The following is a 24,188-nucleotide window of genomic DNA, read 5'->3' as shown; positions in this document are numbered from 1 at the left end:
GGAGTTGGTCAGCAGTGGGAGCGATGTCGGCAGCTGGGCCGACTCAGAGGATTTTGCGGAGCAGCCTGGTGCCGACCAGCACGATATAGCAGGCGAAGAACAGGCCGAGCGCCCAACCGAAGCCCGACGGCCCGAAAGCGTCCATGCCGATGCCGATCGCCTGCGGGCCAAGCACCATGCCGACGCCGTAGCAGAGCACGAAGGCGGCGTTGGCGGAGGCCAATTCGTGGCCGGAAAGCTGCGAGCCGAGATGCGCCAGGCCGATTGTGTACATGGCAGCGACCACACCGCCCCAGACGAACAGAAGCGCTGCCATCAAATGCCAGTTCTGCGCGAAGTACGGCATGAAGACCGTGCCGGCAAGCCCGACGGTGGCACAGGCCATCAGCAGATAGCGACGGTCGCTTACGCGGTCGCTGATCATGCCGATCGGGATCTGCAACAGCACGTTGCCAAGCCCGATCATGGTGAGCAAAAGGGCGGCGTCCGCCTCTGAGTAGCCGATGCGGCTACCGTAGACCGGGAACAGTGCAAAGCCGCCGGTCTCGACCGCGCCGAACACCAGCACGGCCGCGGTCGCCGTCGGCACCAGCCAGATGTAACGCAGGAAATTGCTGGTTTCGCCGTCCGAGACGATCGTCGGGCTCTCGTTGCGTGCCGCCAGGACCGGTATGGCAGCGAGCGTAACCAAGGCGATGGTAACGCCGAAGGGCAGGAAGCCACTGCTGCCGAGATGGGCGAACAGCCAAGGCCCGGCGGCAAAGCCGAGAGACAGCACGGTGGCATAGATGCCGAGGACCAGTCCGCGCCGGTGTGGCGGCGCCGAGGTGCTGATCCAGAATTCCGACAGGATGAACAGCACCGTCAGCGCGATATGCAGCAGCACGCGCAGCGGAAACCACATCCAGAAAGCTGGCGCGAAATGGAAACCGACAAAGGCCAGCGCCCCGGCGGCGATCATGGCAAGCATCGTCCAGGCGACCCCGAACCGCATGGCAAGCGGGGTGGCGAGCGGCGCGCCGGCGATAGAGGCGAGGCCGGCGACCGCGGTGTTGAGACCGATCATCGACGCGGAATGGCCACGCGTTTCCAGGATCACGCTGAGCAGCGGCATGCCAAGGCCGATGGCAATGCCGACGACGCTGATCGACGAGATCGCCGCGACCATCGGCAGCCAGTGTACGCGTTCCTTGCCCTGCGGCTGGGTATCGACTGTCATGGAATGCCTGGCTGCTCTAGAGAATTTCGCGGACGAAGCGATTGCGGACAAGCCGGTAGAACGGCACGGGACTGCCGGGGCTCAGCAGCGGATCCCAGGCGAGCCGCGTTTCCAGTTCCTCCAGGACGGTGCGCGTGATGTCTGGAATATCGGCTTGCCTGGCCTTGGCCAGCGGCAGCCAAACGACGTCCTCCAACTCGTTGGTCGGACCGCCACCCGGCCGTTCAACGGCGACATCGTCGCGCCATGCGGCGAGAAAGCGCGTATCGAAGCGGCGCACCCGGTTGGGCGGGGTGATGGCGCGTGCGACGAAGCGCAGCGCTTGCAGTGATGGGATGACGCCGTGTTCGACAAAGCCCTGCCAGTCGCGCCTGGCGGTTGCGAACACGCCTTTTTGACCGATCAGCAGGCCGGCCTCCTCATAGGTTTCGCGGATTGCCGACAAGGCAATGGCGCGGGCGCGAGCCGGGCTGGTGCGACCGATGCCAGCGGTCAATCTCGCTTCTTCCTCGGGATGAAGTGCGGTGGCTGTCGAGATGCGGCTGTCGGCCGGATCGGTGCGGCCGCCGGGAAACACGAATTTTCCCGGCATGAAGGCATGACCGGCGTGGCGGCGGCCCATCAGCACCAGGAATTCGTCGCCTTTGCGGTCAAGCAGGATCAGCGTCGCGGCGTCGCGCGGGCGTATAGGCTTGGCCTCGAGCGCGATCCGCTCAACCTTGTCGACTTCCGCCTTGGTCATAACGTCCATGCGGTCGACCTAGCGGAATCTTCTCCGATGCGAAAGTGGCGTCCAGCCATGCCGATTGCGCCAGCCTCGGTTTCAAGCCTCGGGATGCGACTCGATCAGATCTTCTTCACCGCCAAAGCCGTGCATATAAAACGCCCATTGCAGGCCGATGACAGCGCCCTTGACCGGCTGCAGCAGGACGACGGCCAGAATGATGGTCAATGGCACCCAGATGGCGATGTGCTGCCAGGTAGACAGCGTCGAGGTCGCCTCGACACCCATGAAGGCCCCGAGCACGATGTGGCCGACAATGACGACCACGAGATAGGCCGGCAGGTCGTCGGCGCGATGGTGGTGGAGCTCCTCGCCGCAATGATCGCATTTGTCGACGGTCTTGACGAAGGCGCGAAACAGCTTGCCCTCGCCGCAATGCGGGCAGCGGCCGAGCATGCCGCGCTTCATTGCCGTCCATAGCGGCCGGGCGGTCCGGCCCGAGTGATGTTCGCCACCGAAAATCCGTTCTTCCACCTGCAGTTCTGTTGGCATTACCGTCTCCTGCCGCGCGAGCCTGGACGCGATTGCGACGCCCGGGCGCGGCCTTTGGCCTTGTGGAACGACCGTTTGGAGCCGGGCAGCGGCTTTGGCTCGGTCAGCATCTCGAAACGCATCGCGCCGGCCATCGGCGCCACCTCGATCAGGCGAACCTCGACGCGATCAGCAAGCTGATAGCCCTTGCCGGTGCGTTCTCCGAATAGCGATCGAGCAGTTTCGTCGTATATATAGTAGTCGCCGCCCAGGGTTGAAACCGGAATGAAGCCGTCCGCGCCGTACTGCGGCAATTGGACAAACAGGCCCGATTTGGTGACGCCCGAGATGCGGGCGTCGAAACGGTCGTCGATGCGCTCGGCGAGATAGGCGGCGATCAGCCGGTCGACCGTGTCGCGCTCGGCGGCCATCGCGCGCCGCTCGGTCGCCGAAATCAGCGCCGAGACCTCTTCCAGCCGCTCCGCCTCGTCCTGCGTCAGGCCCCCCGGACCAAGGCCGAGTGCGGCAATCAGCCCACGATGCACGATCAGGTCGGCATAGCGACGGATCGGCGAGGTGAAATGCGCGTAGCGCTTCAGGTTGAGGCCGAAATGGCCGATATTGGCGGGCGAATATTCGGCCTGGCTCTGCGAGCGCAGCACCACTTCGTTGACCAGCCCCTCATTATCGGCGCCGCGCACGCGAGCGAGGATGCCGTTGAACTGGTTCGGCAGCATTTGCGCGCCGCGCGCCAGCGACAGGCCAAGCGTCTGCAGGAATTCACGCAGCGATTCCTGCTTGGCGAGCGAGGGCGCATCGTGGATGCGGTAGACCAGCGCCTGGCGCTTCGCCTCGAGTGTCTCGGCGGCGGCGACATTGGCCTGGATCATGAACTCTTCGATCAGTTTGTGCGCGTCGAGCCGCTCCGGCACGACGACCTTGTCGACGGTGCCGTCCTGCTTGAGCAGGATCTTGCGCTCGGGCAGATCGAGTTCGAGCGGCTGGCGCGTGTCGCGGCCGCGCTTCAGGATCGCGTAGGCGTCCCATAGCGGCTTCAGCACCGTATCGAGGATCGGGCCAGTCGTGTCATCCGGTGCGCCGTCGATCGCCGCTTGCGCCTGCTGATAGGCGAGTTTCGCCGCCGACTTCATCATGACGCGATGGAAGGAGTGTCTGAGTTTGTGGCCATCGGCCGAGAAAGTCATACGCACCGCTATCGCTGGACGATCCTGGCCCTCGCGCAGTGAACAGAGGTCGTTCGAGATGCGCTCCGGCAGCATCGGTACGACTCGGTCGGGAAAATAGACCGAATTGCCGCGCTTCAGCGCTTCGCGATCGAGCGCCGTGCCATAGCGCACGTATGCAGCGACATCGGCAATGGCGACGGTGACAATCACGCCGCCGGCGTTCTTCTCGTCGGTGTCAGGCATGGCGAACACCGCGTCGTCATGATCCTTGGCATCGGCCGGATCGATGGTGAGCAGCGGCAGCTCGCGCCAATCCTCGCGGCCGGCAAGCGTCGCCGGCTTGACCGCCTCCGCCTGGGCGATGACGTCGGCGGGGAAAATATGCGGAATGTCGTGTGCGTGGATGGCGATCATCGAGACCGCCTTTTCGCTGGTCAGCGACCCCAACACCGCCAGAACCTTGGCTCGCGGCAGCCCGTAGCGCGAGGCCCGTGCCGGCTCGACCTCGACCAGGTCGCCGTTCTTGGCGCCGTTCTGGAATTCCTTGTCGACGACCAGCTCCGGCTGACGCCTTTCCACCGGTTCGATGCGGAACGTGCCGTCCTTCAGCACACGGAAAACGCCGAGAACCGCATCGGTGCGCTTCTCGAATATCTTCATCACCCGGCCCGTATAGGCCGGGCCTGCCGGATCGTCGGTCGGAAAGGTCTTGGCCAGCACGCGGTCGCCGATGCCCGGCGTCGGGCCATTGCCGCCGCGCGACACGCGGATCGCTATGACCGGAGGTTCGCCATTGCCAATCGCTTCGGTCGGGTGCGCCAGCAGCACACCGTCGGCGTCACGGCCGAAGATGTCGAGCACCGCGACGTGGGGCAGGGCGCCGACACGGGCAAGCCGCTTGCGCTCCTTGGTCAGCAGGCCTTCATCCTGCAGGTCGCGCAAGACGTCCTTCAGCCAGATACGGTCTTCGCCGCGCAGCGCAAACGCCTTGGCGATGTCGCGTTTTCCGGCGCGGTCCGGATTTTCGGCGATGTAACGCAGTATCTCGTCGCGTGAAGGCCGGTAATTGTCCCTGACCTTGGCACGGGTATCGGCGGTGCGCAGATCGCCGTGGCTTCTTCCGGAGACTTTGCGCGCCAACCCGTCCTATCCCTTTTTCCTGGCCGCCGGTTTTTTGGCCGCAGCCGGTTTCTTGGCAGGCGCGGCCGCTTTGCGGAAGGGCTTCCTGGCGCCGTTGCCGCCCTTGGCTTCCTTTTCCGCAATGAGCGACACCGCATCCTCGATCGTCACCGATTGCGGATCCTTGCCCTTCGGCAGCGTCGCGTTGACCTTGCCGAAATTCACATAAGGCCCGTATTTGCCGTCGCGCACGACTATGTTGCCGCCGCCGGCAGGATGCTCGCCTAGTTCCTTGAGCGCAGCGGCTGTGCCGCCATTGCGGCCGCCTTTGCCCTTCAATTGCTTCTCGGCGATCACCGAGACGGCGCGATTGAGGCCGATCGAGAACACGTCCTCGATGCTGTCGAGATTGGCGTAGGTGCCGTCATGCAGCACGAACGGCCCGTACCGCCCCAGCCCGGCCGAAATCATCTTGCCGGATTCCGGATGCTTGCCGACGTCGCGCGGCAGCGACAACAAGGCGAGCGCCTTTTCGTGATCGATCGAATCGACCGTCCAGCCCTTGGGCAGGCTGGAGCGCTTGGCATCCTTGCCGTCGCCGCGCTGGATATAGGGGCCGAACCGGCCATTGCGCAGCGTGATCTCCTCGGCGGTATAGGGGTCCTTGCCGAGCACTTTGGTGCCGTCTTCACCACCGCCGTTCTCGCCATTGGGATTGGCGGCGTCGCCGAGCTGGCGGGTGAAGGAGCATTCGGGATAGTTCGAACAGCCGACGAAGGCGCCGAACTTGCCGAGCTTCAGCGACAGGTTGCCGGTGCCGCATTTCGGACAGATGCGCGGGTTCGAACCGTCTTCCCGCGCGGGAAAGACCAGCGGCGCCAGTTCCTCGTTCAATGCATCGAGGACGTCGGTGACGCGCAACTCCTTGATGTCGGCGACGGCGCCGGAAAAATCCTTCCAGAAATCGCGCAGCACGTCCTTCCATGCGAGCTTGCCGTCGGAAATCTCATCGAGCTTTTCCTCCAGCGAAGCGGTGAAGTCGTACTCGACATAACGCTCGAAGAAGCTTTCGAGGAAGGCCGACAATAGCCGGCCCTTGGCCTGCGGCACCAGCTTGCGCTTGTCGATGGTGACATAGTCACGATCCTCGAGCGTCTTCAGGATCGCCGTATAAGTCGACGGCCGGCCGATGCCCAACTCTTCCAGCTTCTTGATCAGCGAAGCTTCCGAATAACGCGGCGGCGGCTCGGTGGTGTGCTGGGTGGCGTTGATCGCCTCGCGTGTGAGCTGCTCGCCGGCACGGATCTCGGGCAGGCGGCGGCTTTCCTCGTCTTCCGAATCTTCTTCCTTCTGCTCGATGTAAGCGGCAAGGAAGCCGTCGAAGCGAACAACCGAGCCTACAGCGCGAAGCTCGGCGGTGCGCGGGCCGTTGACTGCCTCGATCTCGACCGTGGTGCGCTCTATCTCGGCCGGCTGCATCTGGCTGGCGATGGCGCGTTTCCAGATCATCTCGTAAAGCCGCGCCTGGTCAGCGTCGAGATACTGCCTGACGGAAGCCGGCGTGCGCATGAAATCGGTCGGACGGATCGCTTCGTGCGCCTCCTGGGCATTCTTGGCCTTGGCGGAATAGTAGCGCGGCTTTTCAGGCAGGTATTTAGGGCCGAATTCCTTGGCAATCGCATCGCGCGCGGCAGAGATCGCCTCCGGCGCCATCTGCACGCCGTCGGTTCGCATGTAGGTGATCAGGCCGGTGGTCTCACCGCCGATCTCCATGCCCTCATAGAGCCGCTGAGCCACCTGCATGGTGCGGTTGGCCGAAAAGCCGAGGCCCGATGAGGCTGCCTGCTGCAGCGTCGAGGTGGTGAAGGGCGGCCCGGGATTGCGCTTGGTCGGCTTGGCTTCGACCGACGCCGCCTTGAAGCTGGCGCCTTCGAGCATCGCTTTGATGTCGTCGGCCTGCGCCTTGTTGGAAATGTCGAGCTTTTGCAGCTTCTTGCGCTCGAAGGCGGTCAGCCGCGCCTCGAAATTATCCTTGCGCGGCGTACCGAGAATGGCGGCGACCTGCCAGTATTCCTCGCGGATGAAGCGCTCGATCTCGGATTCGCGGTCGCAGACCAGACGCAGCGCCACCGACTGGACGCGGCCGGCGGAGCGGGCGCCGGGCAGCTTGCGCCACAGCACGGGCGACAGCGTGAAGCCGACCAGATAGTCGAGCGCACGGCGAGCGAGATAGGCATCGACCAGCGGCGCGTCGATCTGGCGCGGATTGGCCATCGCCTCCAGCACGGACGCCTTGGTGATGGCGTTGAAGACGACGCGGCTGACCGGCTTGTCCTTCAACGCGCGCTTTTGCTTCAGCACTTCCAGGACATGCCAGGAGATCGCTTCGCCCTCGCGGTCCGGATCGGTGGCGAGGATCAGCCCGTCGGCGTCCTTGACCGCCTTGGCGATATCGGCGAGACGCTTTCCAGACGCGGTGTCGACGGCCCAGGACATGGCAAAGTCCTCATCCGGACGCACCGAGCCATCCTTGGCCGGCAGATCGCGGACATGGCCGAACGAGGCCAGAACCTTGTAGTTCTTGCCGAGGTACTTGTTGATTGTCTTCGCCTTGGCCGGCGATTCGACGACGACGACGTCCATACGGTCTCATATCAGTTGTGATGCGGCAGAAGAATTCCGCTGCGCGCGACGAAATCTCGTTCAATGTGTCGCTCACATGGCCGCGCTTTTGCATCCGGTCAAGGCCAAGCAGTCAAAATGCGGCCCTGTACCGAATGCGCAACCCAACGGCGCGCCATGCGATTTCCGCAATCCTGGACAAGGGAAATGAGCAGCCTATCGCTGGACAAACCCGGCAATTGATCCTGGAGAACGGGACAAACTCTCCCGCGGATATAAGAGAAACATCGAGCACGCGCCAGCCCTGCTTGAACAGATGCGGTAAAGCGCGCAATCGCTTGCCCGGCATTTTGCTCGGACAGTCGCAAGGAAGTACCGTGCTGAAAAGCTGGCCGCCGGGGCGGTTGGGTCGAGTTCCCAGCGACCAGCCGTGTTACCGCCTGTTACGGCCGATCAGAAGCTCAAGGCCTAGTCGGCCTTGGCGATATGCCAGACGCCGCCGACACCCTCGCCGGTCACGTCGCCGGCCTTCTTGTCCTTGATGAACGTGTAGAGCGGCTTACCTTCGTAGGCCCACATCCTGGTGCCGTCGGTGCGGTCGACGATCGTCCACTCGCCCTCGGCCTTGGCGTTGGCGTCAGCCTTCAGCGGCGGCCAATTGGCGGCGCATTTGTCGTAGCAGTTCGACTTGCCCGCCTCGTCCTTGTCGTATGTGTAGAGCGTCATGCCGCTGGCGTCGGTGTAGATCTTGGTGCCGCCGACCTCCGCTTCCTTCCACGCCTCGGCAGCGAAGGATGCGGCAGTGCCGAGCAAAAGCGCGGCCATGCCAATTGCGATCGTTTTCATGGACTTCTCCCTGGATCATTCGAAAAGCGCGCGGAACAACGCAGTTTCGTTTGACCAACGCTGCCTGGCCGCCCTTTCTTCCCGGGCGGGCGTCGACTTGCTACCCAATGTGATGGGGCCACGCGATGGTGATTGGCGGACGGCTGTTGTCGCGGCTATATGGCTGCGCAGTCATCGGGAGACGGAAATGGCATTGGACGTCGGCTATGTCAGTGCGATCGGGGCGGGAGCAATTTCCTTCCTGTCCCCCTGCGTGCTGCCGCTGGTGCCGCCTTACCTGTGCTATATGGCCGGCGTGTCGGTCGATGATTTCCGCGGCGAGGCCGGCATTACGGCAAAGGCCGGCGCGCGAGGCGCGCTGATTAATTCCTCAATCGCCTTCGTGCTCGGCTTCTCGACCGTCTTCGTCGCGCTCGGCGCCGGCGCCTCGACCATCGGCCATTTGCTGCGAGTCTGGCAGGAGCCGCTGGCAATGGCGGCAGGCGTGCTGATCATCCTGATGGGGCTGAATTTCCTCGGCGTACTGCGCATCCCTTTGCTTTCACGCGAGGCGCGCTTCCAGTCACAAGGCAAGCCGGCCAGCCTGATCGCCGCTTACGTCATGGGCCTGGCCTTCGCCTTTGGCTGGACGCCCTGTATCGGCCCGGTGCTGGGGCCGATCCTGACGCTTGCCGGCGGCCGCGAGACGGTGGGCGAGGGCGCGCTGCTGCTCGCCGCCTATTCGCTCGGCCTCGGTATTCCCTTCCTCGTTGCGGCGCTGTTTTCAGGCGCCTTCATGCGCTTTCTCGGGAAATTCCGCGTCCATCTCGGCCGCGTCGAAAAGGCCATCGGCGCGTTGCTGGTGGTCGCCGGCGTGTTTTTCCTGACCGGCGGCGTGCAGGCGGTGTCCTATTGGTTGCTCGAGAATTTTCCGGTGCTGGGGCAATTGGGATAGGTTTGCCGCCCGACATGGGTCTGTTCAGCCTTCGAAATAGCCCGGCTGGTCGATATCAGCGATCAGCCCGGGTCCGCTCGGCTGCCACCCCAGCAGCGCCTGGGTCCGTTCGCTCGAGGTCGGGACATCCATCGCCGCGAACATAGCGAACCAGCCAAAATGATCGGCGGCTTCTTCCGCGGACTTGGCGACGACCGGCACGTTTAGGCGCCGGCCGATCACGCCGGCGACGTCCTTGAACCGAACGCCTTCTTCGGCGATCGCGTGATATCGCCCGCCACCGGCTCCATGCTCGAGCGCAAGCCGGTAGACGCGGGCGGCATCGAACCGATGCACGGCAGGCCAGCGATTGAGCCCTTCGCCGATATAGGCCGACACGCCCTTCTTGCGAGCGAGGTCGATGAGAATAGGAACAAAAGCGTGGTCGCCTTGGCCATGGACCGACGGAGGAAGGCGCACAACCGACGCGCGCACGCCGCGTGCCGCCAGCGCGGCGGCTGTCGCTTCGGAGGCGCGGGGATACGAAGCGGAAGATGGGACAGGCGCATCTTCCTCGGTCGCGATACGGCCCCGCACCTGGAGCGCGGTCCCGGAGGTGACGAGCAGGGGCCGCTCGGAGCCTTCGAGTGCACCGCCCAAGGCCTCGATGGCGCGCCGGTCCATCTCGCAATTTTGCGCGAACTTCGAGAAGTCGTGGTTGAAGCCGGTATGGATCACTCCATCAGCTGCCGCTGCGCCCCTGCTGAGGCTTTCGAGGTCTTCGAGGTCACCTCGATGCACCTCGGCTCCGGTGGCTGCAAGCGACTTGGCCGACGCCGCCGAGCGGGCGAGGCCGAGCACCTGATGGCCGGCGCCGACGAGTTCTTGAACGACGGCAGAACCGACGAATCCGGTCGCTCCGGTAACGAAAACACGCATCACGACTTCTCCTTGTTCGTTTCTGGCCACGACCATTTTCGCGGCTCAGTTGTGTCGTGATAGGCGCTTGAGAAAATACGATCTATGCGGTAAAGTCCGTATTATCTTCGCAATCGTCCGGAATGACCTGTGGATCCCCTTTCAGATGTGCTCTCGCTGCTGAAGCCGCGAAACTATATGTCGGCCGGTTTCGATGCTGGTGGTGAATGGTCGATCCAGTTCCCCGACCAGCAGCAAAGCATCAAGACCGGAGCGGTGGTCTCCGGCCGGTGCTGGCTGTCTGTGGAGGGCGTTGCTGACGCAGTGCGCCTTGAGACGGGAGACTGCTTCCTGCTGCCGAGTGGACGGCCTTTCCGCCTTGCAAGCGACATGAGCTTGACGCCTGTTGAAGCCGTCAAGATTTTTCCGCCTGCGCGAGCCGGCGGTGTCGTGACCCACAATGGCGGTGGTGATTTCTTTCTGGTCAGCAGCCGCTTCGCGCTTGGCGGCAATCATGCCGGCATGCTGTTGCGGATGCTGCCAGCCATTGTGCATATCCGCAAAGAGTCGGACCAGTCGGCGCTGCGCTGGTCTGTGGAGCGGATGATGCAGGAGCTGCGCGAGCCGCAGCCGGGCGGCTTTCTGATGATCCAGCACCTCGCCCACATGATGCTGGTTCAGGCGCTGCGGCTGCATCTTTCGGAAGGATTGAAAGGTGGCATCGGCTGGCTCTTTGCCCTCGCGGACAAACAGATCGGCGCGGCGATCAGCGCCATGCATGACGATCCGGCGCATGGCTGGACGCTACAGGAACTGGCGGAACGGGCCGGCATGTCGCGATCGACCTTTGCGCTCAGATTCAAGGAGACGGTTGGCGCGTCGCCGATGGACTATTTGACGCGCTGGCGAATGCTGCTGGCTGGCGACCGGCTGACGAATTCCAGCGATCCCGTCGCCGTCATAGCGCTTTCGCTCGGCTACGAATCCGAAAGCGCCTTCAGCACAGCCTTCAAGCGGGTCATGAACTGTTCGCCACGGCAATACGGCCGTGGCCGAGCCCCCAGCTTCGCATCACGCAACGAGGCGGAAGCCGCCTGAGCCGATCGGCTTGAGCGTGTCGCGGGTTGGAGGTTCCACCGTCTCACCGGAATTTAACCGCATTGGTGCAGCATGGCGCCGGTGCTACTAACGCTTCGATTCCAGACCCCTTTCAACGGTTGCTGTCCCCATGAGCCAGAGATCCTGCCTGTCCATCATCCTCGCCGCCGGTGAAGGCACGCGCATGAAGAGTGCAGTGCCGAAAGTGCTGCACACAATCGCGGGCCTGCCGATGGTTGCCCATGTCGTCAAGGCGGCCGAAGCCGCCGGCAGCGGCGAATTGGCGCTGGTGATCGGCCATGGCGCCGATGAGATGCGCAAGGCTGCACTCAAGTTTGCGCCGAAGGCCGAGGCTTTCGTTCAGGAAAAACGTCTCGGCACCGCGCACGCCGTGCTTGCCGCACGTGCAGCAATATCAAAAGGTTATGACGATATCTTGGTGATGTTTGGCGACACGCCGTTGATCGATCCGGAAGCGCTCGCGGCGGCGAGGCTGAAGCTGGCGGAAGGTGCGGCCGTCGTCGTGGTCGGCTTCCGTACGGAAAATCCTTCGGGCTACGGCCGGCTTATCGAAAAGGCCGGCAAGCTCGTGGCCATCCGCGAGGAGAAGGACTGCTCGGACGAGGAGAAAAAGATCACCTTCTGCAATAGCGGGCTGATGGCGGTCGCCGGCAGGCACGCGCTGAAGCTGCTCGATCAAGTCGGCAGCAAGAACGCCAAGGGCGAGTATTATCTCACCGACATCGTCGAGATCGCCGCTGCGCAGGGACTTGATGTCGTCGCCACCGAAGCCAGTTTCGAGAACGCGCTCGGCATCAACAACCGTGCCGAGCTTGCCCAGGCGGAAGGTATCTGGCAGCAGCGCCGGCGGCGCGAGGCGATGCTTTCTGGCGTTACGCTGATCGCGCCCGAAACTGTGTTCTTCTCGCACGACACCGAGATCGGCGCCGATACGGTCGTCGAACCCAATGTCTGGTTCGGGCCGGGCGTGAAAATCGCGACGGGGGCCAAGATCCATGCCTTCAGCCATATCGAAGGCGCCACCATCGCGTCGAATTGCGATGTCGGGCCGTTCGCGCGGCTGCGGCCCGGGGCCGATCTGAGAACCAAGGCCAAGGTCGGCAATTTCTGCGAGGTCAAGCAGGCGATCGTCGAGGAGGGCGCGAAGGTCAACCATCTGACCTATATCGGCGATGCCCGCATCGGTGCCGGCGCCAATATCGGCGCCGGCACCATCACCTGCAATTATGACGGCTATTCGAAATTCTTCACCGATATCGGCGAGGGCGCCTTCATAGGCTCGAACTCCTCGCTGGTGGCGCCGGTGTCCATCGGCAAGGGCGGCTACATCGCCTCGGGCAGCGTCATTACCGAAAGCGTACCCGACGATGCGCTGGCTTTCGGCCGCGCCCGCCAGCGGACTCTACCCGGCAAGGGCAAGGAGTTGCGAGAGCGTTTTTCTCAGGCCGCGGCGGCCCGCAAAAAAGGGTAGACTAGCGGAACTCGGCGACAAGCTGGATTTCGCCAACGATTGCATCGTTGAAGGCCGACAGGTCTTCGGCCGGAATCCAGTATTCCAGATGCGCCCGGCTGCCGGCATGCTGGACGCTGTAACGGTCCAGAAAGCTGCGACGCACCTCGAAACGCGTCACGAAACCTGATCCGCTCGCGGGCACGTTCCAGTCTCGGGCGATCTGGGTGGCATAGGCCTCGCTGGTAACCGGATAGAAGATCGGCTGATCGGCAAGTCGAGGAGGAAAGGCGCGCATCCCTGCCCTCTGGATCAACTCCAGTTCGCGGGGCCTAACCGGACGCCAAAGCGTCACCGTGTCAATTCGTTCGTTCATAGCCGCATCATGTCTTTGACTGATTTCTGGAGCCGTTGAGCCGAGATAGGATACATAAGCGGAGAAACTGAGCAATTGCAGTAACCGGATTGCAAGTGCGCCCTGTCATGGTGCATCTGTGCAGGATAGTCCGGCTGATACCGGACGAAATGGAATGTGATTTTTCGCGACAGCCCGGCAGTCTCTAAATAGCGCTGGGTTTGAGGTCGGAATCGGGGGCAAGCGCCATGTGCGGTATCGTTGGAATTGTCGGTGACTCGCCGGTCGCGCCGCTTATCGTCGATGCGCTGAAAAGGCTCGAATATCGCGGCTATGACTCGGCCGGCGTCGCCACGATCGAGCACGGCAGGCTTGACCGCCGCCGCGCCGAGGGCAAGCTGGTCAATCTCGAGCGCCTGCTGAAGGACGAACCGCTCGAGGGCATGATCGGCATCGGCCACACGCGCTGGGCCACGCATGGCGTTCCGAACGAGAGTAATGCGCATCCGCATTTTTCCGACGGCGTCGCCATCGTCCATAACGGCATCATCGAGAATTTCGCCGAATTGCGCGACGAGCTGATGCGCGACGGCTACAGCTTCGCCTCGCAGACCGATACCGAAGTCGTCGCGCATCTGGTGGCTCGCGAACTGGCCAGGGGGCTGAAGCCGGTTGAGGCGGCGCACAAGGCGCTGAAGCGGCTGGAAGGCGCCTTTGCGCTCGCCATCATGTTCAAGGGCGACGAGGATCTGATCGTCGGCGCGCGCAATGGCCCGCCGCTCGCGGTCGGTCATGGCGACGGCCAGATGTTCCTTGGCTCCGACGCCATTGCGCTTGCCCCTTTCACCAATTCGATCACCTATCTGGAAGACGGCGACTGGGCGGTGGTGCGCCGCAACGAGGTCGATATCTTCGACATGGGCGGCAACAAGGTCGACCGCAAACGCCAACAGTCGCTCAGCACGAGCTTCATGGTCGACAAAGGCAACCGCCGCCATTTCATGGAAAAGGAGATCCATGAGCAGCCGGAAGTGATCTCGCACACGCTGGCGCATTATGTTGATTTCGTCGGCGGCGTCTCGAAGCCGCTCGACCTGCCGTTCGATTTCGCCAAGGTCGACCGGCTGGCGATCTCGGCCTGCGGCACCGCCTATCTCGCCGGGCTGATCAGCAAATACTGGTTCGAGCGCTATGCGCGGCTGCCGGTCGACATCGATGTCGCTTCGGAGTTCCGCTATCGCGAGATGCCGCTGTCGAAGAACGATGCCGCTTTCTTCATCTCGCAATCGGGTGAGACCGCCGACACGCTGGCGTCGCTGCGCTACTGCCGCAAGGCCGGCATGAAGATCGGCGCGGTCGTCAATGTGCGCGAATCGACCATGGCGCGCGAATCCGACGTCATCCTGCCGACATTGGCCGGCCCGGAGATCGGCGTCGCCTCGACCAAGGCGTTCACCTGCCAGCTTTCCGTGCTGGCCTCGCTGGCGGTGCGGGCCGGCGTGGCGCGCGGAACGATTTCGCAGGAGCAGGAGAAAACGCTGATACGCGAGCTGTCGGAAGCGCCGCGTTATGCCAACCAGGTGCTAAAGCTCGACGGGCAGATCGAAAAGATCGCGCGCGACCTCTCGCACTACAAGAACGTGCTTTATCTCGGCCGCGACACCAATTTTCCGCTGGCCCTGGAAGGCGCGCTGAAGCTCAAGGAAATTTCCTATATCCACGCCGAAGGCTATGCCGCCGGCGAGTTGAAACACGGCCCGATCGCGCTGATCGACGAGAACATGCCCGTCATCGTCATCGCCCCGCATGACCGTATCTTCGAAAAGACCGTCTCGAACATGCAGGAGGTGGCGGCGCGCGGCGGCAAGATCATCCTGATCACCGACAGCAAGGGCGCCGCGCACGCCACGGTGAAGACGATGGAGACGATCGTTTTGCCGGACGTGCCGGAAATCATCTCGCCGATCATCTACGCACTGCCGATCCAGATGCTCGCCTATTTCACCGCCGTGTTCATGGGCACGGATGTCGACCAGCCGCGCAATCTGGCGAAATCGGTAACGGTGGAATGATCGGTTCCAAACGGCTACCGATAGGGTCCAAGTTGATCGTTTCGTTCAAAGGCAAAGCGGTGGAAGCGGTTGCCGAGGGGAAGGCACCGAAAGGTTTTCCACCGGATCTGGTTGCCCGTGGCGAACGTCGTCTTCGAGCGATCGAAAACGCCGGACAATTGAACGATCGCCACCCGGAAATCGCCTTGAAGCCCTGAAGGGAGCAGAGCTGGGCAGCATTCAATTCGTATCAACGACCAATGCCTGCTTCAAATGGACCAACGCTGGCGCCGAAGAGGTGGAGATCGTCGACTACCATTGAGCGGGCACTTGCCCTAAACCCTTGAGGTCTCTGAACCATGCTCAAGTTCGTACGTCCAATTCACCCCGGAGAGTTCCTGCGCGAGGAATATCTCGTCCCGCTCGGTATGAGTGCCGGTGCGCTGGCGAAGAAGCTCAATCTTCCTCGTACCCGTATCGAACGCATTGCCAAGGAAGAGATCGGCCTGACTCCTGATACCGCGCTTCGCCTCGCCAGGCTCTTCAACACCACGCCGGAATTCTGGATGAATTTTCAGCAGGCTTATGAACTTGAAACCGAGGCGAAGAAACTCGCACCGGAGCTCGAGAAGATCGAACCGCTGGAAGCCGCGGCATAGTTGATCTTTTAAAAACTTCGCCATTCCAAAGCGCCTTGGGGTTCAGTAGTGTCGCGCTGCAAACACACGCTGCGGTGAACCATGTCGGATGCTCTCAAGACCTCAGGCATGACCCGGCTGAGAAACTATTTCCTGACCGGCTTCGTCGTTTGCGCGCCGCTGGCGATTACCGCCTACATTGCCTGGTCGCTGATCGGTTGGGTCGATTCCTGGGTGAAACCCTACATTCCGGTACGCTACAATCCGGACACCTACCTGCCGTTTCCAGTGCCGGGTTTTGGGCTGATCGTTGCCTTGATCCTCATCACCTTCATCGGCTTTATGACCGCCAATATCGTTGGCCGCGCCATCGTCAATTTCGGCGAGCGCCTGCTTGGCCGCATGCCGCTGGTGCGCGGCATCTACCGTTCGCTGAAGCAGATTTTCGAGACCGTGCTGTCGAACAAGGGCGACATGTTCCGCCAGGTCGGGTTGGTCGAATATCCGCGCAAAGGGGTCTGGTCGCTGGTCTTCGTCGCCAGCGAGAAGGAAACCGAGATCAACCAGAAGCTCGACCGGGAAGGCGATCCGCTGATTGCCGTATTCATGCCATGTACGCCCAACCCGACGACGGGCTTTCTGATGTATGTGCCGAAATCCGACATTGTGCTGCTCGACATGACAATCGAGGACGGAGCCAAGCTGATCGTGTCGGCCGGCTTGGTGGCGCCGGCGGTCAAAATGGTGACGGTGAATGGCGAGCAGATCCACGGCGCGCTTGCCAATCCGCCGCTCGACACGATGCCTCAGCCGGCACGCAGGAGCCGCACGGCCTCGTCGCGGCCGAACAGATAGAGCAACAGGCGCAGCGCCGTGCCGCGTTCGGACTGCAATTCCGGATCGCGCGACAGGATCAGCCGCGCATCGTCGCGAGCGGCCTCGAGCAGGTCGGCATGCGCCTCGATGCGCGCCACCTGGAAGCCCGGCGTGCCGGACTGGCGGGTGCCGAGCAACTCGCCTTCGCCGCGCAGCTTCAGATCCTCTTCGGCGATACGGAAGCCGTCCTCGGTCTCGCGCATTACCGACAAACGGCGTTTTGCCGTCTCGCCGAGCGGATCCTTGTAGAGCAGCACGCACGATGAAGGCTTGTCGCCACGCCCGACCCGGCCGCGCAATTGGTGCAGTTGGGCGAGGCCAAAACGCTCGGCATGCTCGATGACCATGATCGTCGCGTCCGGCACATCGACGCCGACCTCGATGACGGTGGTGGCGATCAGGATACGGGTGTCGCCCTGCTTGAAGGCGCGCATCGCCTCGTCTTTGTCGGTGCCTTTCATGCGGCCGTGCACCAGGCCGATGCGGTCGCCGAACAGCGGCTTCAGCGAGGCAAAACGGTCCTCGGCCGACATCAGCTTGATCTCCTCGGATTCCTCGATCAGCGGACAGATCCAGTAGATTTTCTGGCCATCGGCGACGGCGTCGAGCATGCGTCCGATCAGTTCGTCGAGCCGTTCAAGCGGCAAGGTGACGGTGCGGATCGGCTGGCGGCCGGCCGGCTTTTCCGTCAGCTTCGACACATCCATGTCGCCGAATGCAGTCAGCACCAGCGTCCGCGGTATCGGCGTTGCTGTCATCACCAGCATGTCGGGCGCATCGCCCTTGGCGGTAATGGCAAGGCGCTGATGGACGCCGAAACGGTGCTGCTCGTCGACGACGGCGAACACGAGGTCACGGAACGTCACCGTTTCCTGGAACAGCGCATGGGTGCCGACGACGATGTCGATGTCACCATTGGCCAGCCCGGTCAGCGTGTCGGCACGCTCGCGGCCCTTTTCGCGACCTGTGAGGACGGCGACACGCAGGCCGGCCCGTTCCGCCAACGGCGCAATTGTTGCCAGATGCTGGCGCGCCAGGATTTCGGTCGGCGCCATCAATGCCGCCTGGCCGCCGGCCTCGACGGCACGCGCCATGGCAAGCAGCGCGACCACCGTCTTGCCGGAGCCGACATCGCCCTGCAAAAGGCGCAGCATGCGTTCGGGGTCACCGAGATCGGCGTTGATTTCGGCAAGCGCCATTTCCTGCGACATGGTCAACGAATAGGGGAGTGCCACGCGCAGTTGTTCGACTATGCGGCCGTCGCCGACCAATGGCCGGCCAGATAATCGGCGGACCTTGGCCCGCACCAGCGCCAGCGATACCTGGCCGGCCAAGAACTCGTCATAGGCAAGGCGCCGCCACGCTGCGCCGTCGACGGAGACGTCGATCGGGTCGGCAGGATTGTGGATGCGGTTGAGCGCATCGCTGAAAGCAGGAAAGGCATGGCGGCGCCGGAACTCACCGTCCTGCCATTCGGGCAGCACCGGCAGGCGGGCCAGCGCCTGGCCGATGGCCCGGCGCAGTACCTTGCCCGAGAGCCCGGCGGTCAGCGGATAGACCGGCTCGACCAGCGGCAGGTTTTCCGCGTCGTCGGCAAGTGCGATATGGTCGGGGTGAACCATGGTCGGGCGGCCGTTGAACCATTCCATGCGGCCGGAGACGACGACATGCTCGCCTACGGGCATTGCTTTTTCGAGATAGGCGGCATGGGCATGGAAGAAGGTCAGCGCGATCTCGCCGGTGTCGTCATGGGCGTAGACCCGGTAAGGGACCGACCTGTTGCCGCGTGGCGGCGGCTGGTGGCGGTCGATGCGGACGTCGAGCGTAACGATGGCGCCTTCCGCCGAGCCGGCGATGCCAGGCCGGTTGCGGCGGTCGATGACAGTATGCGGCAGCACGAACAAGAGATCCCCGGCGCGCGCGGCCCGGTCGCCGAGGTCGGCTGCTACGACTTTTTCGATCAGGGCGCCAACTTTTGGCCCGACCCCGGCAAGCGAGGTGATCGGGACAAACAGCGGATCGAGGAGGGAGGGACGCATGATGTCAGCTTATGTTGCGGCGACTGTAGCGCAAGGCTGACACCGCCTTCTATCCACGCTATATGCGCCGCCTGGGCAAGGATGTTGCAAGATGACCGGAACGAAACGATCAAGCGAGGGGCTCGATGCCCGCCGCCGCAAGCTTCTGTTTCGTTCGTGGCACCGCGGCATGCGCGAGATGGACCTTATACTCGGCAGCTTCGCCGATGCCGAGATCGGCGCCTTGACCGGCGACGAAATCGACCAATATGAGAGGCTCCTCGACATTCCCGACACCGAATTCCTGCCTCTCGTCACTGGCGAACGCCCGGTTCCGGCGGATATCGACTGTACCGTCCTGCAAAAAATCCTGGCTTCGCGCCGGGAGATGACCTTCTGAACAACGTGTAGCCATGAGCCTTATCCCTACGATCGGTCTGCCGAAAGGCCGCGCCGGCCAGTTCATCGTCGATGGCGTCGCCGACGGCTACGAAGCCTTTGCGCTGGTGCAGGCTGCGCACGAGATCGCCCCTGACAAGCCGGTGCTGTTCGTGGCGCGCGACGGCCAGCGTCTGCCGGCGATCGTCGAGGCGCTTGCCTTTGCCGCGCCGGGCCTGCCGGTGCTGGAACTGCCGGCCTGGGACTGCCTGCCTTACGACCGCGTCTCGCCCGGCGCCGACGCCGCCGCAAGGCGGCTCGATGCGCTGGCAGCGATGATCGCGCTGGCGAAGAAGCCGCACCGCGCCGTCATTCTCACCACCGCGAACGCCTTGCTTCAACGCATTCCGCCGGCGGAACTCGTCGAGGCGCAGACCTTTCACGCCAAGCCCGGCAACCAGATCGACATGAACGCGCTGGTGTCACGGCTGGAGACTTCCGGCTTCGAGCGGGTGCCGACGGTGCGCGGCATCGGCGAATTTGCCGTGCGCGGCGGCATTCTCGATCTCTTCGCGCCCGGCTGGACGGAGGCACTGCGCCTCGATTTCTTCGGCGATACGCTGGAATCGATCCGCGTCTTCGACAGCGCAACCCAGCGCACCATCGGCCAACGCAAGTCGATGGCGCTGCAGGCGATGAGCGAGGTGGCGCTGACGCCGGAAACCATCAGCCGCTTCCGCCGCGCCTACATCGAAGCCTTTGGCGCGCCCTCGCGCGACGATGGGCTCTATGCGGCGGTCAGCGAGGGCAGGCGGTTTGCCGGCATGGAGCACTGGCTGCCGTTCTTCTATGAGCGGCTGGAAACCGTGTTCGATTACCTGCCGGATGCGCCCGTGGTGTTTGATCATCTGGCGCATGAGGCACTGGCCGAGCGCCACACTCTGATCCTCGATCATTACGAGGCGCGAAAAAAACAGGCCGACGGCGCCTTGAAGGATGCCGTGCCCTACAAGCCGGTGTCGCCGGATCAGCTTTATCTGTCGCCCGAGAACCTGATTGCCTCGCTTGGTCCGCGCGAAGCGATCGACTTCACCTCCTTCGACGCGCCCGATGCCGGTGCGAAAAAGGTGTTCCATGCCGGCTCGCGCCATGGCCGCAGCTTCGTCGAGGAACGCGCCGACCCTAACGCCAACGTCTTCGACGTCGTCGTCAAACACATTTCCGACGAGCGCGCTGCACGCCGCCGTGTCGTCGTCGCCGGCTGGACTGAAGGTTCGCTCGACCGGCTCGGCCAGATCCTGGTCGAGCATCACCTTGGCAATCTGGAGCCGGTGGCGACGCTTGCCGAAGCCGAAAGGCTTGAGCCAGGGCAGGCGGCCCTGGCCGTGCTGCCGCTCGAATCCGGCTTCGAGACCGAGAAACTGGTCGTCGTCGCCGAGCAGGACATTCTCGGCGACCGGCTGATCCGGCGCTCGAAGCGCAAGAAGCGCGCGTCCGACTTCATCGCCGAGGCTTCGGCATTGTCTTCAGGCGATATCGTCGTGCATGCCGACCATGGCATTGGCCGCTTCATCGGGCTGCGCACCATCGAGGCGGTCGGTGCGCCGCACGATTGCCTTGAAATCCACTATGCCGGCGACGATCGGCTGTTCTTGCCGGTGGAAAACATCGAGCTGCTGTCGCGCTATGGCTCGGATTCGGCCGAGGCGACGCTCGACAAGCTTGGCGGCGGCGCCTGGCAATCGCGCAAGGCACGGCTGAAGAAACGCCTGCTCGACATGGCCGGGCAGCTGATCCGCATCGCCGCCGAGCGACAAATGCGGGCCGCGCCGGCGCTGGTGTCGGCGGAAGGCCTCTATGGCGAGTTTGCGGCGCGTTTCCCCTATGAAGAAACCGACGACCAGCAAACGGCAATCGATTCGGTCATGGGTGATCTGGGCGCTGGAAAGCCGATGGATCGGCTGATCTGCGGCGATGTCGGCTTCGGCAAGACCGAAGTCGCGCTTCGTGCCGCCTTCATCGCGGCGATGGAAGGCTTTCAGGTCGCGGTGGTGGTGCCGACGACATTGTTGTCGCGCCAGCATTTCAAGACCTTCTCGCAGCGCTTCTCCGGCCTGCCGATCCGCGTTGCCCAGGCCTCGCGGCTGGTCGGCGCCAAGGAACTGGCCGAGACCAAGAAGGGCGTCGCCGAAGGCCAAGTCGACATTGTCATCGGCACGCACGCACTGCTCGGCTCCTCGATCTCGTTCAAGAATCTCGGCCTGCTGATCATCGATGAGGAGCAGCATTTCGGCGTCAAGCACAAGGAGCGGCTGAAGGATCTCAAGACCGACGTCCACGTTCTGACGCTGTCGGCGACGCCGATCCCGCGAACGCTTCAGCTTGCCTTGACCGGGGTGCGTGAGCTGTCGCTGATCGCCACGCCGCCGGTCGATCGCATGGCCGTGCGTACCTTCATCTCCCCTTTCGATCCGCTGGTCATCCGCGAGACGCTGCTGCGCGAGCGCTACCGTGGCGGCCATTCCTTCTACGTCGTACCGCGTATCAGCGATCTCACGGAAATCCATGATTTCCTGCGCGAATCCGTGCCTGAGCTGAAAGTGGCGGTGGCCCACGGCCAGATGCCGCCCGGCGAGCTCGACGATATCATGAATGCCTTTTATGACGGCCAGTACGATGTGCTTTTGTCGACCACCATCGTCGAATCCGGCCTCGATATACCGACCGCCAATACGCTGATCGTACACCGCGCCGACATGTTCGGCCTGTCTCAGCTCTATCAGTTGCGTGGCCGCGTCGGCCGTTCGAAGGTGCGCGCCTATGCGCTGTTCACTCTGCCCGCCAACCGCAAGCTAACCGATACAGCCGAGCGTCGGCTGAAAGTGCTGCAATCGCTCGATACGCTAGGCGCCGGTTTCCAGCTGGCCAGCCACGACCTCGACATCCGCGGCGCCGGCAATCTGCTTGGCGAAGAGCAGTCGGGCCACATCAAGGAGGTCGGCTTCGAGCTCTACCAGCAGATGCTGGAGGAGGCGGTGGCCGAAGTGAAGGATTCCGGCGAGGTGCAGGACGGCGGCTGGTCGCCGCAGATCGCCGTCGGCACGGCGGTGATGATCCCGGAAAGCTACGTCCCGGATCTGCAGCTCAGGCTGGCGCTCTATCGCCGTCTTGGCGATCTCGAAAATACGGAAGAGATCGATGCTTTCGGCGCCGAGCTGATCGACCGGTTCGGACCGTTGCCGGAAGAGGTAAAGCATCTGTTGAAGATCGTCTTCATCAAGGCGCTTTGCCGCAAGGCCAACGTGGAGAAGCTCGACGCCGGGCCGAAAGGTGTCGTCGTCCATTTCCGCAAGCGGGAATTCCCCAATCCGGTCGGGCTGGTCAAGCTCATCGGCGAACAGGGCTCGCTGGCCAAGATCCGACCCGACCAGAGCGTCGTCTTCAGCCGTGACTGGGCGACGCCCGAGAAGCGGCTGGCTGGCTCAGCGGTTGTCATGACGCAGCTGGCGCGGCTGGTGGAGAAGGCGGCGTAGCAGCGCGTGGCTGGTGCTCTGGGCACAGCCGCATCGGCACTTTCGCAGTGCCGTGCTCATTCGCCACGCGACCACTTCCGGTCTAGAATAGGAAATCGGCTTCGTGTATGGAGCCGCGACCCCATATGGGGCGGATTGGCGGGCGATGGCGTCCGTGTGAAAGAGCGTTAGGTGCTTCGATGACGAAATGGTCGCCGAATTCGTGGAGAGCCAAGCCGATCCAGCAGGTTCCTGCCTATCCGGATCTTGCCGCGCTGAGGAACACGGAAGCCCAGCTTGCCACGTTTCCGCCGTTGGTTTTTGCAGGTGAGGCACGCAAGCTGAAGAAGCAGCTTGCAGCCGTCGCTGCCGGTGACGCATTCCTTCTGCAGGGCGGCGATTGCGCCGAGAGCTTCGCCGAGCATGGCGCCGACAATATCCGCGACTTCTTCCGCGTCTTCCTGCAGATGTCGGTGGTGCTGACCTTCGCCGGCGCCCAGCCGGTGGTGAAGGTCGGCCGTGTCGCCGGCCAGTTCGCCAAGCCGCGCTCGTCCGACAATGAGACCAAGGGCGGTGTAACGCTGCCGAGCTATCGCGGCGACATCATCAATGGCATCGAGTTCGACGCCAAGTCGCGCATTCCCGATCCTGCAAGACAGGAGATGGCGTACCGCCAATCGGCGGCGACGCTCAACCTTTTGCGTGCCTTCGCCCAGGGCGGCTACGCCAGCCTGGAGAACGTGCATCAATGGATGCTCGGCTTCGTGTCCGACAGCCCGCAGGGCGAGAAATACGAATCGCTCGCCAACCGCATCACCGAGACGATGGACTTCATGAAGGCCGTCGGCATCACCTCGGAGACCAATTACGCGCTGCGCGAGACGGATTTCTACACCAGCCACGAAGCGTTGCTGCTCGGCTACGAGGAGGCGCTGACCCGCGTCGATTCGACCTCCGGCGACTGGTACGCCACCTCTGGCCACATGATCTGGATCGGTGATCGCACGCGCCAACCCGACCATGCGCATGTCGAATATTGCCGCGGCATCAAGAACCCGCTCGGGCTGAAATGCGGTCCGTCGCTGACGCCGGATGGCCTGTTGCAGCTCATCGACCTGCTCAATCCGGAGAACGAGCCCGGCCGGCTGACGCTGATCGCCCGCTTCGGCTCCGACAAGGTTGCCGACCATCTGCCCAAACTGCTGCGCGCGGTGCAGAAGGAAGGCCGCAGCGTGGTGTGGTCGTCCGACCCGATGCACGGCAATACGATCGAGGCCGCCGGCTACAAGACACGGCCATTCGACCGCATCCTGAAGGAGGTGCAGACCTTCTTCGAGGTGCACCGCGCCGAAGGCACGCATCCGGGCGGCATCCATGTCGAGATGACCGGCAAGAACGTCACGGAATGCACCGGTGGCGCCCGCGCCATCACCGCCGAAGAGCTGCAGGACCGCTACCACACCCATTGCGATCCGCGCCTCAACGCTGACCAGGCGATCGAGTTGGCGTTCCTGGTCTCCGATCTGCTCAAGAAGACCCATCCGGTCCAGCACAAGCAGGCCGTTAACGGCTGATATGATCTGAACTTTGATGTCATTGAAGAAGCGCCGGGCGAAAACCGGCGCTTTTTGTATTCAATCCCGCCGGTGTCGCATTTGCTCGTGCCTAACGCGCGCAAAACTGGAATCCTGCCAGGCGATGGCAATTGCATC

At 63.2% G+C, this 24,188-nt stretch carries 18 protein-coding genes and 1 pseudogene; 10 read left to right on the top strand and 9 right to left on the bottom strand.

The window, feature by feature from the left end; translation table 11 throughout:
* Positions 1–43: 43 nt before the first annotated feature.
* The 6 genes from NKH99_RS19990 to NKH99_RS19965 all read right to left on the bottom strand — a co-directional run bounded on the left by NKH99_RS19990 (position 44) and on the right by NKH99_RS19965 (position 8,248).
* Positions 44–1,219 carry an MFS transporter gene (locus tag NKH99_RS19990; protein WP_352502459.1) on the bottom strand — a complete coding sequence of 392 codons (1,176 nt, stop codon included), beginning with the start codon at positions 1,217–1,219 and terminating at the stop codon, positions 44–46.
* Positions 1,220–1,235: 16 nt separating this feature from the next.
* Positions 1,236–1,970 (bottom strand): NUDIX hydrolase, encoded by a 735-nt coding sequence (locus tag NKH99_RS19985; RefSeq protein WP_352540637.1) that lies wholly within the window; start codon positions 1,968–1,970, stop codon positions 1,236–1,238.
* 72 nt (positions 1,971–2,042) lie between these two features.
* Entirely contained in the window at positions 2,043–2,495 is a 453-nt protein-coding gene (locus tag NKH99_RS19980; RefSeq protein ID WP_023679976.1) for a DUF983 domain-containing protein, read from the bottom strand.
* On the bottom strand, positions 2,495–4,801 hold the full coding sequence (gene rnr, locus NKH99_RS19975) for a ribonuclease R (RefSeq protein ID WP_502898793.1): 2,307 nt from the start codon (positions 4,799–4,801) through the stop codon (positions 2,495–2,497). Before rnr ends, NKH99_RS19980 begins: the two co-directional genes overlap by 1 nt.
* A 6-nt stretch (positions 4,802–4,807) precedes the next feature.
* Positions 4,808–7,423: a type I DNA topoisomerase gene (gene topA, locus NKH99_RS19970; RefSeq protein ID WP_353015112.1), complete on the bottom strand. Its 2,616-nt coding sequence runs from the start codon at positions 7,421–7,423 to the stop codon at positions 4,808–4,810.
* Between the two features lie 447 nt (positions 7,424–7,870).
* Positions 7,871–8,248, bottom strand: a complete 378-nt coding sequence (locus tag NKH99_RS19965; RefSeq protein WP_352471767.1) for a COG4315 family predicted lipoprotein — start codon at positions 8,246–8,248, stop codon at positions 7,871–7,873.
* A gap of 187 nt (positions 8,249–8,435) precedes the next feature.
* On the opposite strand from NKH99_RS19965, the gene NKH99_RS19960 reads away from it, so the two are divergent.
* Complete coding sequence (locus tag NKH99_RS19960) at positions 8,436–9,182, top strand: cytochrome c biogenesis CcdA family protein (RefSeq protein ID WP_352471765.1); 747 nt, start codon at positions 8,436–8,438, stop codon at positions 9,180–9,182.
* 24 nt (positions 9,183–9,206) lie between these two features.
* On the opposite strand, the gene NKH99_RS19955 is transcribed toward NKH99_RS19960, so the two are convergent.
* Positions 9,207–10,100 (bottom strand): SDR family oxidoreductase, encoded by an 894-nt coding sequence (locus NKH99_RS19955; RefSeq protein ID WP_353015110.1) that lies wholly within the window; start codon positions 10,098–10,100, stop codon positions 9,207–9,209.
* Positions 10,101–10,229: 129 nt separating this feature from the next.
* Here NKH99_RS19955 and NKH99_RS19950 point away from each other — a divergent pair, with 129 nt between their 5' ends.
* Together NKH99_RS19950 and glmU are read left to right on the top strand one after the other, a co-directional pair.
* Complete coding sequence (locus tag NKH99_RS19950) at positions 10,230–11,177, top strand: AraC family transcriptional regulator (RefSeq protein WP_352502464.1); 948 nt, start codon at positions 10,230–10,232, stop codon at positions 11,175–11,177.
* A gap of 130 nt (positions 11,178–11,307) precedes the next feature.
* On the top strand, positions 11,308–12,669 hold the full coding sequence (gene glmU, locus NKH99_RS19945; RefSeq protein ID WP_353015109.1) for a bifunctional UDP-N-acetylglucosamine diphosphorylase/glucosamine-1-phosphate N-acetyltransferase GlmU: 1,362 nt from the start codon (positions 11,308–11,310) through the stop codon (positions 12,667–12,669).
* Between the two features lies 1 nt (position 12,670).
* Here the strand turns inward: glmU and NKH99_RS19940 are convergent, their stop codons facing one another.
* Positions 12,671–13,024 carry an ADP-ribosylation/crystallin J1 gene (locus tag NKH99_RS19940; protein ID WP_353015107.1) on the bottom strand — a complete coding sequence of 118 codons (354 nt, stop codon included), beginning with the start codon at positions 13,022–13,024 and terminating at the stop codon, positions 12,671–12,673.
* A 227-nt stretch (positions 13,025–13,251) separates the two neighbouring features.
* Here NKH99_RS19940 and glmS point away from each other — a divergent pair, with 227 nt between their 5' ends.
* From glmS to NKH99_RS19920, 4 genes and pseudogenes are all read left to right on the top strand, one after another.
* Entirely contained in the window at positions 13,252–15,075 is a 1,824-nt protein-coding gene (gene glmS, locus NKH99_RS19935) for a glutamine--fructose-6-phosphate transaminase (isomerizing) (protein WP_353015106.1), read from the top strand.
* Between the two features lie 32 nt (positions 15,076–15,107).
* Positions 15,108–15,376: pseudogene (locus NKH99_RS19930) on the top strand (type II toxin-antitoxin system RelE/ParE family toxin).
* Positions 15,377–15,413: 37 nt separating this feature from the next.
* The gene (locus NKH99_RS19925) at positions 15,414–15,713 is read left to right on the top strand and encodes a HigA family addiction module antitoxin (protein WP_352540632.1); all 300 of its coding nucleotides are present in this window, start codon (positions 15,414–15,416) and stop codon (positions 15,711–15,713) included.
* Between the two features lie 81 nt (positions 15,714–15,794).
* Positions 15,795–16,547, top strand: coding sequence for a DUF502 domain-containing protein (locus NKH99_RS19920; protein WP_023680026.1), 753 nt, complete (start codon positions 15,795–15,797; stop codon positions 16,545–16,547).
* On the opposite strand, the gene recG is transcribed toward NKH99_RS19920, so the two are convergent.
* The gene (gene recG, locus NKH99_RS19915) at positions 16,499–18,607 is read right to left on the bottom strand and encodes an ATP-dependent DNA helicase RecG (RefSeq protein WP_352502469.1); all 2,109 of its coding nucleotides are present in this window, start codon (positions 18,605–18,607) and stop codon (positions 16,499–16,501) included. The genes NKH99_RS19920 and recG overlap by 49 nt on opposite strands.
* 91 nt (positions 18,608–18,698) lie before the next feature.
* Here recG and NKH99_RS19910 point away from each other — a divergent pair, with 91 nt between their 5' ends.
* The 3 genes from NKH99_RS19910 to NKH99_RS19900 all read left to right on the top strand — a co-directional run bounded on the left by NKH99_RS19910 (position 18,699) and on the right by NKH99_RS19900 (position 24,050).
* Positions 18,699–18,986: an FAD assembly factor SdhE gene (locus tag NKH99_RS19910; protein ID WP_352471754.1), complete on the top strand. Its 288-nt coding sequence runs from the start codon at positions 18,699–18,701 to the stop codon at positions 18,984–18,986.
* Between the two features lie 13 nt (positions 18,987–18,999).
* Positions 19,000–22,497 carry a transcription-repair coupling factor gene (mfd, locus tag NKH99_RS19905; RefSeq protein ID WP_352816413.1) on the top strand — a complete coding sequence of 1,166 codons (3,498 nt, stop codon included), beginning with the start codon at positions 19,000–19,002 and terminating at the stop codon, positions 22,495–22,497.
* A 179-nt stretch (positions 22,498–22,676) separates the two neighbouring features.
* Positions 22,677–24,050, top strand: a complete 1,374-nt coding sequence (locus tag NKH99_RS19900; RefSeq protein WP_352540630.1) for a class II 3-deoxy-7-phosphoheptulonate synthase — start codon at positions 22,677–22,679, stop codon at positions 24,048–24,050.
* The last annotated feature ends 138 nt before the right edge of the window (positions 24,051–24,188 follow it).

The organism is Mesorhizobium sp. M0854 (assembly GCF_040319815.1).
Lineage (GTDB): Bacteria > Pseudomonadota > Alphaproteobacteria > Rhizobiales > Rhizobiaceae > Mesorhizobium.
The sequence above is the reverse complement of the archived record's forward strand: the minus strand, read 5'-3'. Positions and strand labels throughout refer to the sequence as shown.